Here is a 16,368-nt window from a genome sequence, read left to right on the forward strand (position 1 = left end):
TTCTTGTTCCTTACTGCGCATATCCGAGGGCCAGCCGCGCGAGCGCAAAAAGACCCGCAGCAATCAATGTGTATGCAAAGGCCCGTGCGGCCATCAGCGCCAGCTTTTCGGCAACGCCATGCACATAGTCCTCAATCGCTTCCTGTGCTTCACGCAACAGGTGCGGGATGACAACAACCAGCGTCAGACCCATGACAATCGCCGGGAACGGACGGCTGTAGTAGGCCAGAGCTTCTTCGTAGGTTCCACCCAGGGCGTGCCCGAAGGTAAATACAAACAGCGGCACAAGGATGACCAGCGCCGCCGAGCTGAGCATCATTTGCCAATGGTGATGCGTTCCTGCGCGTCCAGCTCCCATGCCCTGCGCGCGTTTGCGGTCTGTCAGAAATTGCATAGCCAACCTCCTCTTAAAGCGCCACGGCGGTGATCAGGGCCAACACGGTTGCCAACACGAACATGCCAATGCCCATCTTCTCGGACACTTCAACATCCACGCAATATCCCAGATCCCAAATGACGTGCCGCAAACGGCCCAACATGTGATAGAAAATAGCCCACGCCGCGCCGAACATGACCAGATCACCCAGGAAACTGGTCATCAATCCATTGATCTGTTCAAAGGCACTTTGCGATGTGGCCGCTGCAAGCAGCCACCAAACGACCAACAATGCCAAGCCAAAAGACGCAAGACCCGTGATGCGCACCATAATCGAAGAGATGGAGGTCATCTGCGGACGATAAATCGTCAAATGAGGTGAGAGCGGGCGGTTGCCTCGATTTACATCGGCCATGTTGGCTCCTTTTCGGTTGGCTACCGAACGTTTTACTGTTTTTTGCGACTCTGTCACGCGCTGCAGGTGCAAAATCCAGTAATTTTGCTGCAAAATTGACGATAAGACGCATTTGTGATCACGCAAAATAATCTCGTGATCACAAAATACCTTCGACACCTCCAATGTTAGCGTTTTCAATGGAAAAGCAATGTGATCACGAATCTATGGTTGCGCCGCCGTTAACCCAGCAGTCTGCTGCGTTACCTCGCGCAACAGCTTCTTGCGAATACGTTCCGGGTAGTCGTCAAATCCCGCTGCAGAGACGACAAAGGCCCCTTCCCCCACGATGACATTCTCAAAGAAATAGGCTGTAAGATCAGGTTCGCTTTCTTCAATTGCGATTGCATTCACGGTGATCCCAAGATCACGCAGTTTGGTGTGGATTGTCGAGGGTTCAATACCTTCATTCGAAATACCGTCACCCGAAAGGTCAATCAAATGTCTTTTACATTCAGACACTTCGTCAAAGCTGGTGACGGTCATATCGAGCGCCTCACCAATCGCAGTTGAGAAGTTTCGCCAGACACGCGGATCGGCTGCGACCTGTTCGGCAAAACTGTCCAGCGTGGGAAAGCTGTCGATCCGGGTCCAGGGGATTGTGATCCGTTGGCGTGAGCTGCCTGTCCATTGTACCAACATCAGACGGGCCTGCCCGCGCACCAGGGCCTCGGACACAATCGGATCGCGCAACCCGGCTGCAAGGCCGTCCATTTGGATACGGTATTCCTGGGAATCGACCGAGCCCGAAACGTCTACAGCCAAGGCCAGAGCCAAATCACAAGCATAAGCCTGAGGGGCCAGACACAAGCTGGCGATGATCGCACGCAACATCATCATGCACCAAGCGTAGCATGGTTTTCGCAGAGCGCGATCACTTCAATGTTAGCCGCCAGATGGCGAAACTCACATCGGCATCAGAGCCCAATAATCCAAATCTAACAGTACGTTAGGAAGATATTTGCCATCGTCATTACGCAGAACAAAGGGCTCGCCGCCTTTGGTCGCAACAAGGCGCAGGCGGATGGCACCGATTCCGGGGGTTCCGGTTTCGGCCTTGTCCAGAACCTCGGACCAGGCCTTGATCGTGTCGCCCGCGAAACAGGGATTGGCATGGGCGCCTGCGTTCAGACCAACGATCATCTGCGCATTCGCCAAGCCGTTGAAGGACAAAGCACGCGCCATTGAGATGACGTGGCCGCCATAGATCAGCCGACCTTCGGGGCGGACCGTCAGGTCGAAATGCACTTTGGCGGTGTTTTGCCAGAGGCGGGTGGCGAGCATATGCTCGGCCTCTTCAACGGTCACGCCATCGACGTGATCAATCGTTTCTTCCGTGTTGTACGCATCCCAGCGGTGGTTTTCACCGGATTGTACAAAATCATATTTTGAGAAATCGAGGCCCTGCGGCACCACAAGATCGCCGGCGTCCAGAGCTTTCTTCAACTCGGGCACCACTGTTTCGGGCGCGGGCGCGTCGAGGTTGGATTTGCGCACCATCACCCAACGCACATATTCGATAACCACCTCATCGCGCTGGTTCAGGCCGCGGGTGCGGACCCAGACGACGCCAGTTTTGCCGTTTGAGTTTTGCTTGAGGCCGATCACCTCGGATTCGGCGCGCAGGGTATCGCCGGGATAGACCGGTTTCAGCCAGCGACCCTCGGCATAGCCCAGATTGGCGACCGCGTTCAGCGAAATATCGGGAACCGTTTTGCCGAATACCACATGGAACGCCGCCAGATCATCAATCGGGCTTTGCGGCAGGCCACTATTCCGGGCGAACTCATCCGAGGAATAGAGCGCATGGCGCGCCGGGTAGAGCGCGTGATACAACGCGCGCTCGCCATCGGTCACCGTACGCGGCACGGCGTGATGCAGGACCTGCCCGATAGAATAATCCTCGAAGAAATTACCCGGATTGGTTTTTGCCATTATTGCTGTCCCAGTTTCATGTCGGGTGAATAGTCGGCGTCGACCTCTTTGGTCACAGCCTGCGCACAGCGCATCACGTTGTTGGCCGCGTCGAAGGCATAGGAGGGATCACCATATAGGTCCCACCCTTTTGCCAAAGCGTCCGAGACCTTGTGACAAAAGGCCGAGGTGTCTTCTTCGGTCAGCAGACGATAAATTTTTGCCATCGAAAAAGCCCCTTACCCACCGAACGGAGATGGGCCGACCAGCCCGTGAATATAGCCCACAACACCCAACAGCACGATGGAGCCCACAAAGAACATCGCGTCCTTGCCATAGGTGCCGGGTTCGCCCGGTGTCCATTCGGGTTCGGACTTGTTGATCACGATCACTTCGACAATTGCCCAGGCCAGCAGTCCACCAAACAGCACGATCGAAGCCAGATCGCCGTTCACCAGCAAATGCGCGAAGGCCCAGAGTTTAAATCCGCCCAGCATCGGATGGCGGACCTTGTTCAGCAGGCGGCCTTTTGTTCCGGCCGGGCTGGCCAAGTAAAACGCAAACAACACCAACAGGTTGTTGACGTGGATCAGGAAGGTTGGCGGCGCCCAGACATAGATGAAATCGGTCATGCGATAGCCGAAAATCATCAGCAATATCGAGACCACCAAAGCAAGCGCCACAACGCCCTTGCCCGCATCGCCCATTGCGGCCCGGCGGTCCGGCATCGCGCGCTTGAACAGATGTGCGGCCCACCACAGCGCCACACCAAGGATCAGAAGAACAAAGCCCATCGCTGGCTTACCCCGCTTGCAAAGCTACTATCGCCTCTGCTTTTGCCAGAGTTTCGCGGGCAGATACAACGTGTAGGTTTTCAACAATCTTGCCGTCAACAACGGCAACGCCCTGTCCTTGGGCCTCGGTCTCTTCAAAGGCGGCGATCTGACGGCGGGCCAGATCAATCTCATCTTCCGATGGGGCGAAGGCAGAATTGGCAATCTCAACCTGCGCGGGATGGATCAGCGTTTTACCGTCAAAACCCATGTCGCGGCCTTGGGCACATTCAGCCTGCAGGCCATCGGCGTCCTTGAACGCATTGTAAACGCCATCGACGATGAGCAGCCCTTCGGCCTTGGCCGCCAGCAGGCACAGCCCCAGCGAGGTCATCATCGGCAAACGGTCGGGGCGGAAGCGGGTTTGAAGCTCTTTCGCCAGATCATTGGTGCCCATGACAAAGCCCGCCATCAGCGAATGGGCTGCTATTTCCGTTGCGTTCAACATACCGCGCGGCGTTTCCATCATAGCCCAGATCGGCAGATCGCCGGTGATCGCGGAGAGCGCATCCACATCAGCAGCGGAGTTGACCTTGGGCAGAAGCACCGCGTCGGCGTCCATCTCACGCACGGCCTCGGCATCCGCACGCCCCCATTCGGTATCGAGCCCGTTGATGCGCACGATCTTGACGCGCGCGCCATACCCTCCGGCGGCCAGAGCCGCCTTGAGCGTTTCGCGCGCGTTCTCTTTTTCATCGGCGGCAACCGCGTCTTCGAGATCAAAAATGATCGCATCCACCGGCAGCGTGCGCGCCTTGTCCAGTGCCCGCTCTCGTGAGCCGGGGATATAGAGAACTGAGCGATAGGGGCGTTGGCGCGGGTCCACAGGACTCTCCCATTGAAATAATGTTGCGCGGAATGGGGCATTTTTTGGCGGAAAGTTCAAGAACAAAATCGCCGCAGCGCAGCATTTCCAGCGCTGCGCAACGTGCGTTGCCTTAACGCGATGTCCGTTTGCCTGCGGCACGCTGCTTTGAGGAAGAACACGAAAGGGGTGACCAATGAAGGCGATATTGCTGAAAATGACGATTGGTTTGGGCATCATGGTGCTGGCAGCACAACAGGTCAGCGCCCAGAATTGCGCGCCACGCGAGGATGTTATCAAGCGATTGGCGCAGACCTATGGCGAAACCCGACGTGGCATCGGGATAGCGCGTCAGGGTGCCGTGATGGAGGTTTTCGCATCGGACCAATCCGGCAGCTGGACCATTGTTGTGACCTTGCCGGAAGGCGTGACCTGCCTGGTCGCCTCGGGTCAATCTTATGAAACACTGGCCGAAACGCTGCCGCCTAACACCTAAACCAGCGCATCCCAGATCAGCTTGCACCCTGTCAGGGTCAGCAGAACGTAGGCAATGTTGAAAAACAAACGTTCTGAGAGCATGAAATGCGCCCGGACACCCAGCCAGGCCCCAAGGATCGCAAACGGGGTGAGCAACAGGTCAGCCAAGGCTGTGTGCCAGGTAAACAGGCCCAGATAGGCAAACGGGACAAATTTGACAGCGTTGATCACCCAAAAGACCAGAACGGTTGAAGCCTGAAACTCGGTCTTCGACAGGCGTTGAGACAACAAGTACACGGCGGCGGGCGGGCCGCCCGCATGGCTGACAAAGCTGGTAAACCCGGCGATCAGCCCGGCAAACAAACCCGCCGAAGGGGGCAGGCGATTTGCGAAACCACGCACCCAGCCTCGGGTCTGGGCGATATGCCAGATCACGAAGCCGACCGATATCCCGCCGATCAGCAGACGCAGCAAATCATCATCAGTGGCGCGATAAAGCCACGCGCCCAGTGCGACGCCGGGAATTGCACCCAGGATCAGAAGGCGGGAATCTGCCCAGCTCCAGCGTTTCCAATAGGGCTTTAGAGTGGCGACATCGATCACCATCAGGATCGGTAGCATCAACGCCAGCGCCTGCCCGGGCGTCAGGATCAACGCCAGAATCGACGACGACGCAAAAGCCACACCTGAGCCGAACCCGCCTTTCGAGATACCCGCGAAGATCACCGCCGGGATCGCCACGGCAAAAAACATAAGGTTCATCTCGAACATCGGGCGCCCCGGAAATATGCATGTGTCACAGGCGGTTTAGCGCAATCGGTACGGGGCATGCAAACGGTATGCGATAGCATGCCGCGGCGCAGAAGGCTTGCGCGACGTCGCATTTACGACTAGCAAAACCGCGATTTCAAAACCCATCGGAGATATTCCAAATGGCCAGACCCAAGATCGCGCTGATCGGCGCAGGTCAGATCGGCGGCACGCTCGCCCACCTCGCTGCAATGAAAGAACTGGGTGACGTTGTCCTGTTCGACATCGCCGAAGGCACCCCGGAAGGCAAGGCGCTGGATATCGCCGAGTCCGGCCCCTCGGAAGGCTTTGACGCCAAGCTGAAGGGCACCCAGTCCTACGAGGATATCGCAGGCGCGGACGTCTGCATCGTGACCGCCGGTGTGCCGCGCAAACCAGGTATGAGCCGCGACGACCTGTTGGGTATCAACCTGAAAGTCATGAAATCGGTTGGCGAAGGTATTGCCGCCAATGCGCCTGATGCGTTTGTCATCTGCATCACCAACCCGCTGGACGCGATGGTTTGGGCTCTGCGCGAATTCTCGGGCCTGCCGCACAACAAGGTTTGCGGTATGGCAGGCGTTCTGGATTCAGGCCGTTTTGCACACTTCCTGTCGGAAGAGTTCAACGTCTCGATGCGCGACGTCACCGCCTTTGTTCTGGGTGGTCACGGCGACACGATGGTGCCTTCTGTTCGCTATTCGACCGTCGCAGGTATCCCGCTGCCCGACCTGGTTGAAATGGGTTGGACCACACAAGAGAAACTGGACGCCATCGTTCAGCGCACCCGTGACGGCGGTGCCGAAATCGTTGGTCTGCTGAAAACCGGCTCGGCCTTCTATGCGCCCGCCACTTCGGCGATCGAAATGGCCGAAGCCTATCTGAAAGACCAGAAACGCGTTCTGCCCTGTGCCGCTTATTGCGATGGAGAGCTGGGCGTTGAAGGCATGTATGTCGGCGTCCCGACCGTGATTGGTGCCGGTGGTGTCGAGCGGGTCGTGAACATCAAGCTGAACGAGGAAGAGCAGGCCGGTTTCGACAACTCGGTGAATGCTGTGAAAGGCCTGATCGAGGCATGTAAAGGCATCGACAGCTCGCTGGCGTAATCATACACGCACAGGACTTCAGAACCGGCCCTTTAGTGGGCCGGTTTTCTTTTGAGCTGAACATTTGGCTCAGAAATGTTGGCGCAAACGTCGCAAATCCGAAACATGAATGTGTTTTCCCAGTACAAACCCATCTAGTCGAATCAAGCTCGTGCGCCTTTTGCGCTTTGTGATCACACCCCAAAAACCTGTGATCACAAATACTGAAAATCTTCGGCAAATTCCCGTGACACGTCAAAAAACTCTTTAATTTTGGCGCTTAGACACCCCTATAACAGGGTAATCGTAGTCAGACGGGACAGTATCGATGAATATTCACGAATATCAGGCCAAAGCTCTATTGCGCAGCTATGGCGCTCCGGTCTCCGATGGTCGCGCCGTGTTGCGCGCCGAGGAAGCCAAAACCGCAGCCGGTGAACTGGATGGGCCGCTTTGGGTTGTCAAAGCGCAGATCCACGCGGGCGGGCGCGGCAAGGGCTCGTTCAAAGAGACCGACGCGGGCGAAAAGGGCGGTGTCCGTCTGACCAAATCGGTGGAAGAAGCCGCCGAAGAAGCCAAGAAGATGTTGGGCCGCACGCTGGTCACGCATCAGACCGGTCCAGCAGGCAAGCAGGTGAACCGCATCTATATCGAGGCCGGTTCGGGCATCGAACGCGAACTGTACCTGGCTCTGCTGGTGGATCGCCAGACCAGCCGGATTTCGTTCGTGTGCTCGACCGAAGGCGGCATGGATATCGAGGAAGTGGCCGCCGCCACGCCCGAGAAAATCCTTTCGTTCTCGGTAGACCCAGCGACAGGCTATCAGCCTTACCACGGTCGCCGCATCGCGTTTTCGCTGGGCCTGCAAGGTGCGCAGATCAAGCAATGCGTCAAGCTGATGAACCAGCTTTATAATGCCTTCGTCGAGAAGGATATGGAGATGCTGGAGATCAACCCGCTGATCGTCTCGGACAGCGGTGATCTAAAGGTGCTGGACGCCAAGGTCGGCTTTGACGGCAACGCGGTCTACCGCCACCCGGATATTGCCGAGCTGCGCGACACGACCGAGGAAGACCCAAAGGAACTGGAAGCCTCCAAATACGACCTGAACTACATCGCCCTGGATGGTGAGATCGGGTGCATGGTCAACGGTGCTGGTCTGGCAATGGCGACGATGGACATCATCAAGCTATATGGCGCCGAACCTGCCAACTTCCTCGACGTAGGCGGCGGTGCCACCAAAGAGAAAGTGACCGAGGCGTTCAAGATCATCACCTCGGACCCGCAGGTCAAAGGCATTCTGGTCAACATCTTCGGCGGCATCATGCGCTGTGACGTCATCGCCGAGGGCGTGGTTGCTGCGGTGAAAGAGGTCGGCCTGCAGGTTCCGCTGGTCGTGCGTCTGGAAGGCACGAATGTCGAGAAAGGCAAAGAGATCATCAACACCTCGGGCCTGGACGTGATCGCGGCGGATAACCTGAAAGACGGTGCCGAGAAGATCGTGAAGGCGGTTAAGGGTTAAGCCAACATGGGAGTGGGAGAAGCCATCGCGCTGTTAGCCTTCGCTGCATTGGTCATCGTGGTCTTTGTAGCGAAAGAAAACCGACTGGCTGATCCAAATCGAACTGACACAATCTACGTTTCCCAAATGCGAGAAGTTTGCACATTAAAAGATGGCCCTGTCTCCGCAGCGCTAATCAGACAGTCCGGCAACCTCTACAGAGATTTGGGATTCTTCGATCACTGGAAAGACGCAATGGCTGAAATCGAAAAGTCAATGAACCGCGCCAAGATCGACTCCGTGTTTGTTCAATCAAATGGTGCAGAACGATTTGAAGTCGTTCGTTTGCATCACTCCCATCGCGGCAAAGCCGAAGGAAAAAAACTTGGAGGGGCGGTTATCGCCTCGGAGGCTTAACACTCGCGCTCACGGCGCGGCAAATTCAGGAGACTCCTAAAAATGGCAGTCCTCATCGACGAAAATACCAAAGTGATCTGTCAGGGCTTTACCGGCTCGCAGGGCACATTTCACTCTGAACAGGCCATTGCCTATGGCACCAAGATGGTCGGTGGCGTGACCCCCGGCAAAGGCGGGATGGAGCATCTGGGCCTGCCCGTGTTCAACTCGGTCCACGAGGCCAAGCATGTGACCGAAGCCAATGCCAGCGTGATCTATGTGCCGCCGCCCTTTGCGGCAGACTCGATCCTCGAAGCGATTGATGCCGAGATGGAAGTGATCGTCTGCATCACCGAAGGCATCCCGGTTCTGGACATGATGAAGGTCAAGCGCGCGCTGGAAGGCTCAAACTCGCGTCTGATCGGCCCGAACTGCCCAGGTGTTATCACTCCGGATGCCTGCAAGATCGGCATCATGCCCGGCCACATCCACAAGCGCGGCTCGGTCGGTGTTGTGTCGCGTTCGGGCACGCTGACCTATGAGGCTGTCAAGCAAACCACCGATGTGGGTCTGGGCCAGTCCACCTGCGTGGGCATCGGCGGTGATCCGATCAAAGGCACCGAGCATATCGACGTGCTGGAATGGTTCCTGGCCGATGACGAGACTCACTCGATCATCATGATCGGTGAGATCGGTGGCTCGGCCGAGGAAGAAGCCGCCCAGTTCCTGGCGGACGAGGCCAAGAAGGGCCGCAAGAAGCCGACCGCTGGTTTCATCGCAGGCCGCACAGCCCCTCCGGGCCGCCGCATGGGCCACGCGGGCGCAATTGTCGCCGGCGGCAAAGGCGGAGCCGAGGACAAGATCGAAGCCATGCGCTCGGCCGGTATCGTCGTGGCCGAAAGCCCGGCGCAGCTGGGCGAGGCTGTGCTGGAAGCGATTGGGTAACCAGAATCGGACTGCTTTGGGAGGAGCGGTAAACATGACCTTCGGCGAAGCCGTTAGAGCCTGTTTCTCCAAGTTCTTCACCTTCTCGGGCCGTGCTTCACGGCCCGAATACTGGTTCTTTTTTCTGTTCATCGTGATCTGGAACATCATCGCCGGGATCATCGACTGGCAGTTCTTCACTCAGGTTGCAGTGACCGAAACAGAGACTTCCAAATCCGTCTCGGCCAGTTCTTCGCAACCGGTGCAAAGCATCGTCAGCCTGATCGTCTTTTTCCCCCATTTGGCCGTCGCGTGGCGACGGATGCATGATACCGGGCGGAGTGGGTTTTATGCGTTGTTGCCGATCCTTCTGATCCTCGGTGCGCTGGCCGTTCTGATCTTTGGCATCGGCCTTGCCAGCCAGTTTCATGGTGGCACACTGGATATCCTGTTCACACGCGCAACACTTCTTATCGTCATTCCGACACTGTTGGTTCTCATCGTGTCGCCCCTCCTGGTTCTGTGGTGGCTGACCCGCCCCAGCGAACCAGGCACCAACCAATACGGTCCCAACCCATATGAGGTAGCCCAATGACCGAACATTCGCCCAACGACCAGTTTCACGCTTCAAGCTTCATGCAGGGGCATAATGCCGAATATCTGGAGCAGCTTTATGCCCAATACACCAAGAACCCCGGCGCGGTAGACGCGGCCTGGGTCGAGTTTTTCAAGGCCATGGGCGATGATGCGCCGGATGTGCAGCGCGAGGCCGAGGGGCCTTCGTGGGCGCGCAGTGATTGGCCTCCGATGCCGGCGGATGATCTGACCGGGGCGCTGACCGGTGAGTGGGCCGAGATTGACGCGAAGGCGGCGGGCAAGAAGATCAAGGACAAGGCCGAAGCCAAGGGGGTCGAGGTCAGCGATGACCAGATCAAGCGCGCGGTGCTGGACAGCCTGCGGGCGCTGATGCTGATCAGGGCCTATCGTATCCGGGGACATCTGGCAGCTGATCTGGACCCGCTGGGCATGCGCGCCGCCAGTACGCATCCCGAGCTGGACCCGAAGACTTACGGGTTCACCGATGCTGACATGGATCGACCGATCTTTATTGACAACGTGCTGGGCCTGCAGATGGCCAGCATGCGACAAATCGTCGAGATCGTGAAGAGGACCTATTGCGGCACCTTCGCGCTGCAATACATGCATATTTCGAACCCGGAAGAGGCCGCGTGGCTGAAGGAACGCATCGAGGGGTTCGGTAAGGAAATCGCCTTCACCAAGGAAGGCCGCAAGGCGATCCTGAACAAGATGGTCGAGGCCGAGGGGTTCGAGAAATTCCTGCATGTGAAATACATGGGCACCAAGCGGTTTGGTCTGGATGGTGGCGAGGCGCTGATCCCTGCGATGGAACAAATCATCAAGCGCGGCGGCGCCTTGGGCCTCAGCGATATAGTGATCGGCATGCCCCACCGGGGCCGGTTGAACATTCTGGCCAACGTGATGGGCAAGCCCTATCGCGCGATCTTCAACGAGTTTCAGGGCGGTAGCTTCAAGCCTGAGGACGTAGATGGGTCAGGCGATGTGAAATATCACCTCGGCGCCTCCAGCGACCGCGAGTTTGATGGCAATTCGGTGCACCTGTCGCTGACGGCGAACCCTAGCCATCTTGAGGCGGTGAACCCCGTCGTTCTGGGCAAGGTCCGCGCCAAGCAGGACCAGTTGAACGACGAGGACCGTACCAAGGTCATGGGCATCCTGCTGCACGGTGATGCGGCCTTTGCCGGTCAGGGCGTTGTCGCAGAAGGCTTTGGCCTGTCGGGCCTGAAGGGGCACAAGACCGGCGGCACCATGCATATCGTGGTAAACAACCAGATCGGCTTTACCACCGCGCCGCATTTCAGCCGTTCCAGCCCTTATCCCACGGATATCGCGCTGATGGTTGAGGCTCCGATCTTCCACGTGAATGGCGACGACCCCGAGGCGGTGGTGCATGCCGCCAAAGTGGCGACCGAGTTCCGCCAGAAGTTCCACAAGGACGTGGTGCTGGATATCTTCTGCTACCGCCGGTTTGGTCATAACGAGGGTGACGAACCCATGTTCACCAACCCGATCATGTACAAGAAGATCAAGACGCATAAGACTACGCTGTCGCTGTACACCGAACGTCTGGTCAAGGATGGCCTGATCCCCGAGGGCGAGATCGAGGATATGAAGGCCGCATTCCAGGCGCATCTGAACGAAGAGTTCGATGCCGGGAAGGATTACAAACCCAACAAGGCTGATTGGCTGGATGGGCGCTGGTCGCATCTGGACAAGCACAAAGACGAGTATATGCGGGGTGAGACCGCGATTACTCCGGAAACGTTTGCTGAGATTGGTACCGCGTTGACCAGTGCTCCGGAGGGGTTTGCGCTGCACAAGACTGTGGGTCGTCTTCTGGATCACAAGAAACAGATGTTCGAATCGGGTGCCGGCTTTGACTGGGCCACCGGCGAAGCGCTGGCTTTCGGCTCGTTGCTGACCGAAGGCTACCCGGTGCGTTTGGCAGGACAGGATGCGACGCGCGGCACGTTCAGCCAACGTCATTCTGGACTGGTCAACCAGGAGACCGAAGAACGTTATTACCCACTGAACAACATCCGCGCCGGGCAATCGCATTACGACGTAATCGACTCGATGCTGTCCGAATACGCAGTTTTGGGCTTCGAATACGGCTATTCGCTGGCCGAACCCAATGCGCTGGTGCTTTGGGAGGCACAGTTTGGCGATTTCGCCAACGGGGCACAGATCATGTTCGATCAGTTCATCAGTTCAGGCGAATCGAAATGGCTGCGGATGTCGGGTCTGGTCACGCTGCTGCCGCATGGGTTCGAAGGGCAAGGCCCCGAACACTCGTCCGCACGGCTTGAGCGGTTCCTGCAGATGTGCGGTCAGGATAACTGGATCGTTGCGAACTGCACGACACCTGCGAACTATTTCCACATCCTGCGCCGTCAATTGCACCGGACCTTCCGCAAGCCGCTTATTCTGGTGACGCCGAAATCTCTGCTGCGCCATAAGCTGGCGGTCAGCAAGGCCGAGGAATTCACCACAGGCTCGAGCTTCCACCGGGTTCTGTGGGATGACGCGCAACAGGGCAACTCGGACACTAAGCTGGTGGCAGATGACAAGATCAAGCGGGTCGTCATGTGTTCGGGCAAGGTCTATTTTGATCTGCTTGAAGAACGCGACGCGCGTGGCATTGACGACATCTACCTGATGCGGATTGAACAGTATTATCCGTTCCCCGCGCATTCGCTGATCAACGAGCTTGAGCGTTTCAAGGGGGCCGAGATGGTCTGGTGTCAGGAAGAACCCAAGAACCAGGGGGCCTGGACTTTTATCGAACCCAATATCGAATGGGTCCTGACCCGCATCGGCGCCAAAAACACACGCCCGATTTACGCGGGCCGCGCAACCTCGGCCTCGCCCGCGACGGGTCTGGCCAGCCAACACAAAGCCCAACAAGAAGCGCTGGTGAACGAAGCGCTGACCATTGAAGGAAAGTAACCGATGACGATTGAAGTTCGTGTTCCCACGCTGGGCGAGTCTGTCACCGAAGCCACTGTTGCAACCTGGTTCAAAAAGCCGGGCGATGCGGTCGCCGTGGATGAAATGTTGTGTGAGCTGGAGACCGACAAGGTCACGGTCGAAGTCCCGTCTCCGGCTGCAGGAACCATGGGAGAGATCGTCGCTGGCGAAGGTGAGACCGTTGGTGTCAATGCCCTGTTGGCAACGATAACCGCTGGCGAAGGCGCAGCCCCCGCTCCGGCTGCGGCTGCACCGGCCCCTGCTGCGGCAGCTCCGGCTGCGTCGGGAGGCAGCGTGGACGTCATGGTGCCAACGCTGGGTGAATCCGTGACCGAGGCAACCGTTTCAACATGGTTCAAGCAGGTCGGCGACAGCGTGGCGCAGGACGAGATGCTGTGTGAGCTGGAAACCGACAAGGTTTCGGTCGAGGTTCCCGCCCCGGCAGGAGGCGTATTGGCTGAGATCGTGGCGCCCGAGGGCGCCACCGTGGATGCCACCGCCAAGCTGGCAGTGATTTCCGGCGCGGCGGCGGGTGCTGCACCCGCTCCGGTGGCAGCGGCAGCAGCCCCGGCTGCGGCAGCAAGCACCGGCAAGGATGTGGCAAACGCACCATCAGCCGAAAAAGCGATGGCCGAAGCCGGTCTGTCTGCTGATCAGGTCACAGGAACCGGTCGAGATGGTCGCATCATGAAAGAAGACGTAGCTAAGGCGGTCGCAACGGCAGCGGCCCCGGCACCTGCGGCGGCACCCGCCCCCGCTGCCCAGGCACCGCGCGCGCCGGTCGCCGCAGATGATGCAGCCCGCGAGGAACGCGTGCGCATGACCCGTCTGCGCCAGACCATCGCCAAGCGACTGAAGGATGCGCAAAACACTGCCGCCATCCTGACCACCTATAACGAGGTGGACATGACCGAGGTGATGGCCCTGCGCAACGAATACAAAGAGCTGTTTCAGAAGAAGCATGGCGTGAAACTGGGCTTTATGTCTTTCTTCACCAAGGCCTGCTGCCACGCGCTGAAAGAAGTGCCCGAGGTGAATGCCGAGATCGATGGCAATGACATCGTCTACAAGAACTTCGTGCATATGGGTGTTGCCGCCGGCACGCCTCAGGGTCTGGTGGTTCCGGTCATCCGGGACGCGGACTCGATGTCGTTTGCGGCCATCGAAAAGGCGATTGCCGAGAAGGGTAAGCGCGCCCGTGACGGCAAGCTTTCGATGGCGGAAATGCAGGGCGGCACGTTCACGATCTCGAACGGTGGTGTCTATGGCTCGTTGATGTCTTCGCCGATCCTGAACCCCCCACAATCGGGTATTCTGGGCATGCACAAGATTCAGGATCGCCCGATGGTCATCAATGGCGAGATCAAGATCCGCCCGATGATGTATCTGGCCCTGTCTTATGATCACCGCATCGTGGATGGCAAAGGCGCAGTGACCTTCCTTGTTCGCGTGAAAGAGGCGCTGGAAGATCCGCGCCGTCTGCTGATGGACCTGTAATCATGGCGACACATGTACTCTGGCAGGCTGATGTGGCCGATTTCGATGTCTGGCTGAAAGTGTTTCAGGAAGACAAGAAGATGCGCGAGGCCGCGGGTATCCGCGACCTCCACATCTGGCAAGATCCGGCGCAGAAGGACCATGCGGTTGCTTTGTTCGAAATTACGGATCTGGATCGTGCACAAGACTTTATTGAATCCGAAGAACTGGCCATGCATCACGAACGTGGTGGCGTGGCACATATTCAGGTCAAGGTGTTGACCCCGGTCACATGAGTCATCAAGCGGACCAAGGGAACGGGCCGCTTCTTTCACAATTCACTCCTCAAGTTTTAGGAGAATAAAATGGCAAATTATGACGTCATCGTAATCGGAGCAGGCCCGGGCGGCTATGTCTGCGCCATCCGCTGTGCCCAGCTGGGACTGAAAACCGCCGTGGTCGAAGGACGCGAGACACTGGGCGGCACCTGTCTGAATGTGGGCTGTATCCCGTCCAAGGCGCTGCTGCATGCCTCGCATCAGTTGCACGAGGCCGAGCATAACTTTGCCAAGATGGGTCTGAAGGGCAAATCGCCTTCGGTCGATTGGAAGCAGATGCAGGCCTATAAGGACGAGGTGATCGAGGGCAACACCAAGGGCATCGAGTTCCTGTTCAAGAAAAACAAGATTGACTGGCTGAAAGGTTGGGGATCGATCCCTGCTGCGGGCAAGGTCAAGGTTGGTGATGAGGTGCATGAGGCCAAGAATATCATCATCGCGTCGGGTTCTGAGCCATCTGCGCTGACCGGTGTTGAGGTCGACGAGAAAGTTGTCGTGACTTCGACCGGGGCGCTGTCGCTGGGCAAGATTCCCAAAAAGATGGTGGTGATCGGGGCCGGTGTGATCGGGCTTGAGCTGGGTTCGGTCTACAGCCGTTTGGGCGCCGAGGTGACGGTGATCGAATTCCTCAAGGAAATCACGCCGGGCATGGACCCTGAGGTGCAGAAGACCTTCCAGCGTATCCTCAAGAAGCAGGGATTGAAATTTGTCATGGGCGCAGCGGTGCAAAAAACCGAGGCAACCAAAACCAAAGCCAAGGTAACGTACAAGCTGCTGAAGGATGACAGCGAGCATGTGATCGATGCCGATACCGTGCTGGTGGCCACGGGGCGCAAGCCGTACTCAGACGGGCTGGGGCTTGACGCTCTGGGCGTTGAAATGACGCCGCGCGGCCAGATCAAGGTTGGGGCCGATTGGCAAACCAATGTTCCGGGCATCTACGCCATCGGCGACGTGACCGAAGGCCCGATGCTGGCCCACAAGGCCGAAGACGAGGGCATGGCCGCCGCCGAGCAGGTCGCGGGCAAGCATGGCCACGTGAACTATGGTGTCATTCCAGGCGTGATCTACACCTGGCCCGAGGTGGCCAATGTGGGTGAAACCGAAACAACGCTGAAGGAACAGGGCCGCGCCTATAAGGTCGGAAAGTTCATGTTCATGGGCAATGGCCGCGCCAAGGCGAACATGATGACGGACGGTTTCGTTAAGATTCTGGCCGACAAAGAAACCGACCGTATTCTGGGCGCGCATATCATCGGCCCAGCAGCAGGGGATTTGATCCACGAGGTTTGCGTGGCGATGGAATTCGGCGCCTCAGCCGAAGATTTGGCGCTGACCTGCCACGCCCACCCGACCTATTCCGAAGCGGTCCGCGAGGCCGCTTTGGCCTGCGGTGACGGGCCTATTCATAGCTGACGGTCAGACCCCGG

18 protein-coding genes are annotated in these 16,368 nt (G+C 57.8%); 10 read left to right on the forward strand and 8 right to left on the reverse strand.

The features are described 5' to 3' along the window. Nucleotides 1–10: 10 nt before the first annotated feature. The 7 genes from ACR0B3_RS05060 to ACR0B3_RS05090 form a co-directional block, all read right to left on the reverse strand. A complete protein-coding gene (locus tag ACR0B3_RS05060; RefSeq protein WP_480808124.1) occupies nt 11–394 on the reverse strand; it encodes a succinate dehydrogenase, hydrophobic membrane anchor protein in 384 nt (127 codons plus the stop codon). A 13-nt stretch (nt 395–407) separates the two neighbouring features. Beyond that, complete coding sequence (gene sdhC / locus ACR0B3_RS05065) at nt 408–791, reverse strand: succinate dehydrogenase, cytochrome b556 subunit (protein WP_170685300.1); 384 nt, start codon at nt 789–791, stop codon at nt 408–410. 204 nt (nt 792–995) lie between these two features. Further along, the gene (locus ACR0B3_RS05070; RefSeq protein ID WP_480808125.1) at nt 996–1,670 is read right to left on the reverse strand and encodes a DUF1194 domain-containing protein; all 675 of its coding nucleotides are present in this window, start codon (nt 1,668–1,670) and stop codon (nt 996–998) included. A gap of 66 nt (nt 1,671–1,736) precedes the next feature. Next, nucleotides 1,737–2,765 (reverse strand): MaoC family dehydratase, encoded by a 1,029-nt coding sequence (locus ACR0B3_RS05075; protein ID WP_480808126.1) that lies wholly within the window; start codon nt 2,763–2,765, stop codon nt 1,737–1,739. Next, nucleotides 2,765–2,971: a DUF1737 domain-containing protein gene (locus tag ACR0B3_RS05080; RefSeq protein ID WP_170685297.1), complete on the reverse strand. Its 207-nt coding sequence runs from the start codon at nt 2,969–2,971 to the stop codon at nt 2,765–2,767. Before ACR0B3_RS05080 ends, ACR0B3_RS05075 begins: the two co-directional genes overlap by 1 nt. 12 nt (nt 2,972–2,983) lie before the next feature. Continuing rightward, nucleotides 2,984–3,538: an NnrU family protein gene (locus ACR0B3_RS05085; RefSeq protein WP_170685296.1), complete on the reverse strand. Its 555-nt coding sequence runs from the start codon at nt 3,536–3,538 to the stop codon at nt 2,984–2,986. Nucleotides 3,539–3,545: 7 nt separating this feature from the next. Further along, nucleotides 3,546–4,403: an HpcH/HpaI aldolase/citrate lyase family protein gene (locus tag ACR0B3_RS05090; RefSeq protein ID WP_480808127.1), complete on the reverse strand. Its 858-nt coding sequence runs from the start codon at nt 4,401–4,403 to the stop codon at nt 3,546–3,548. 175 nt (nt 4,404–4,578) lie between these two features. Here ACR0B3_RS05090 and ACR0B3_RS05095 point away from each other — a divergent pair, with 175 nt between their 5' ends. Further along, nucleotides 4,579–4,878, forward strand: coding sequence for a hypothetical protein (locus ACR0B3_RS05095; protein WP_480808128.1), 300 nt, complete (start codon nt 4,579–4,581; stop codon nt 4,876–4,878). Here the strand turns inward: ACR0B3_RS05095 and ACR0B3_RS05100 are convergent. Next, the gene (locus ACR0B3_RS05100) at nt 4,875–5,630 is read right to left on the reverse strand and encodes a sulfite exporter TauE/SafE family protein (RefSeq protein ID WP_480808129.1); all 756 of its coding nucleotides are present in this window, start codon (nt 5,628–5,630) and stop codon (nt 4,875–4,877) included. The genes ACR0B3_RS05095 and ACR0B3_RS05100 overlap by 4 nt on opposite strands. Before the next feature lie 161 nt (nt 5,631–5,791). Between ACR0B3_RS05100 and mdh the strand changes: the two genes are divergently transcribed. The 9 genes from mdh (at nt 5,792) to lpdA (ending at nt 16,354) form a co-directional block, all read left to right on the forward strand. After that, a complete protein-coding gene (gene mdh / locus ACR0B3_RS05105; RefSeq protein ID WP_010442827.1) occupies nt 5,792–6,754 on the forward strand; it encodes a malate dehydrogenase in 963 nt (320 codons plus the stop codon). 307 nt (nt 6,755–7,061) lie between these two features. Then, nucleotides 7,062–8,255 carry an ADP-forming succinate--CoA ligase subunit beta gene (gene sucC, locus ACR0B3_RS05110; RefSeq protein ID WP_170685292.1) on the forward strand — a complete coding sequence of 398 codons (1,194 nt, stop codon included), beginning with the start codon at nt 7,062–7,064 and terminating at the stop codon, nt 8,253–8,255. 6 nt (nt 8,256–8,261) lie between these two features. Then, on the forward strand, nt 8,262–8,651 hold the full coding sequence (locus ACR0B3_RS05115) for a hypothetical protein (protein ID WP_480808130.1): 390 nt from the start codon (nt 8,262–8,264) through the stop codon (nt 8,649–8,651). Between the two features lie 42 nt (nt 8,652–8,693). Continuing rightward, nucleotides 8,694–9,575, forward strand: a complete 882-nt coding sequence (sucD, locus tag ACR0B3_RS05120; protein WP_170455655.1) for a succinate--CoA ligase subunit alpha — start codon at nt 8,694–8,696, stop codon at nt 9,573–9,575. Nucleotides 9,576–9,609: 34 nt separating this feature from the next. Further along, the gene (locus ACR0B3_RS05125) at nt 9,610–10,149 is read left to right on the forward strand and encodes a DUF805 domain-containing protein (protein ID WP_480808131.1); all 540 of its coding nucleotides are present in this window, start codon (nt 9,610–9,612) and stop codon (nt 10,147–10,149) included. Next, entirely contained in the window at nt 10,146–13,103 is a 2,958-nt protein-coding gene (locus tag ACR0B3_RS05130; protein ID WP_480808132.1) for a 2-oxoglutarate dehydrogenase E1 component, read from the forward strand. Before ACR0B3_RS05125 ends, ACR0B3_RS05130 begins: the two co-directional genes overlap by 4 nt. A gap of 3 nt (nt 13,104–13,106) precedes the next feature. After that, entirely contained in the window at nt 13,107–14,621 is a 1,515-nt protein-coding gene (odhB, locus tag ACR0B3_RS05135; RefSeq protein ID WP_480808133.1) for a 2-oxoglutarate dehydrogenase complex dihydrolipoyllysine-residue succinyltransferase, read from the forward strand. Between the two features lie 2 nt (nt 14,622–14,623). Then, the gene (locus tag ACR0B3_RS05140; protein ID WP_480808134.1) at nt 14,624–14,896 is read left to right on the forward strand and encodes a hypothetical protein; all 273 of its coding nucleotides are present in this window, start codon (nt 14,624–14,626) and stop codon (nt 14,894–14,896) included. A gap of 69 nt (nt 14,897–14,965) precedes the next feature. Further along, a complete protein-coding gene (gene lpdA, locus ACR0B3_RS05145; protein ID WP_480808135.1) occupies nt 14,966–16,354 on the forward strand; it encodes a dihydrolipoyl dehydrogenase in 1,389 nt (462 codons plus the stop codon). Nucleotides 16,355–16,368: the final 14 nt, after the last annotated feature.

It is taken from the genome of Ruegeria sp. CE9 (assembly GCF_056537425.1).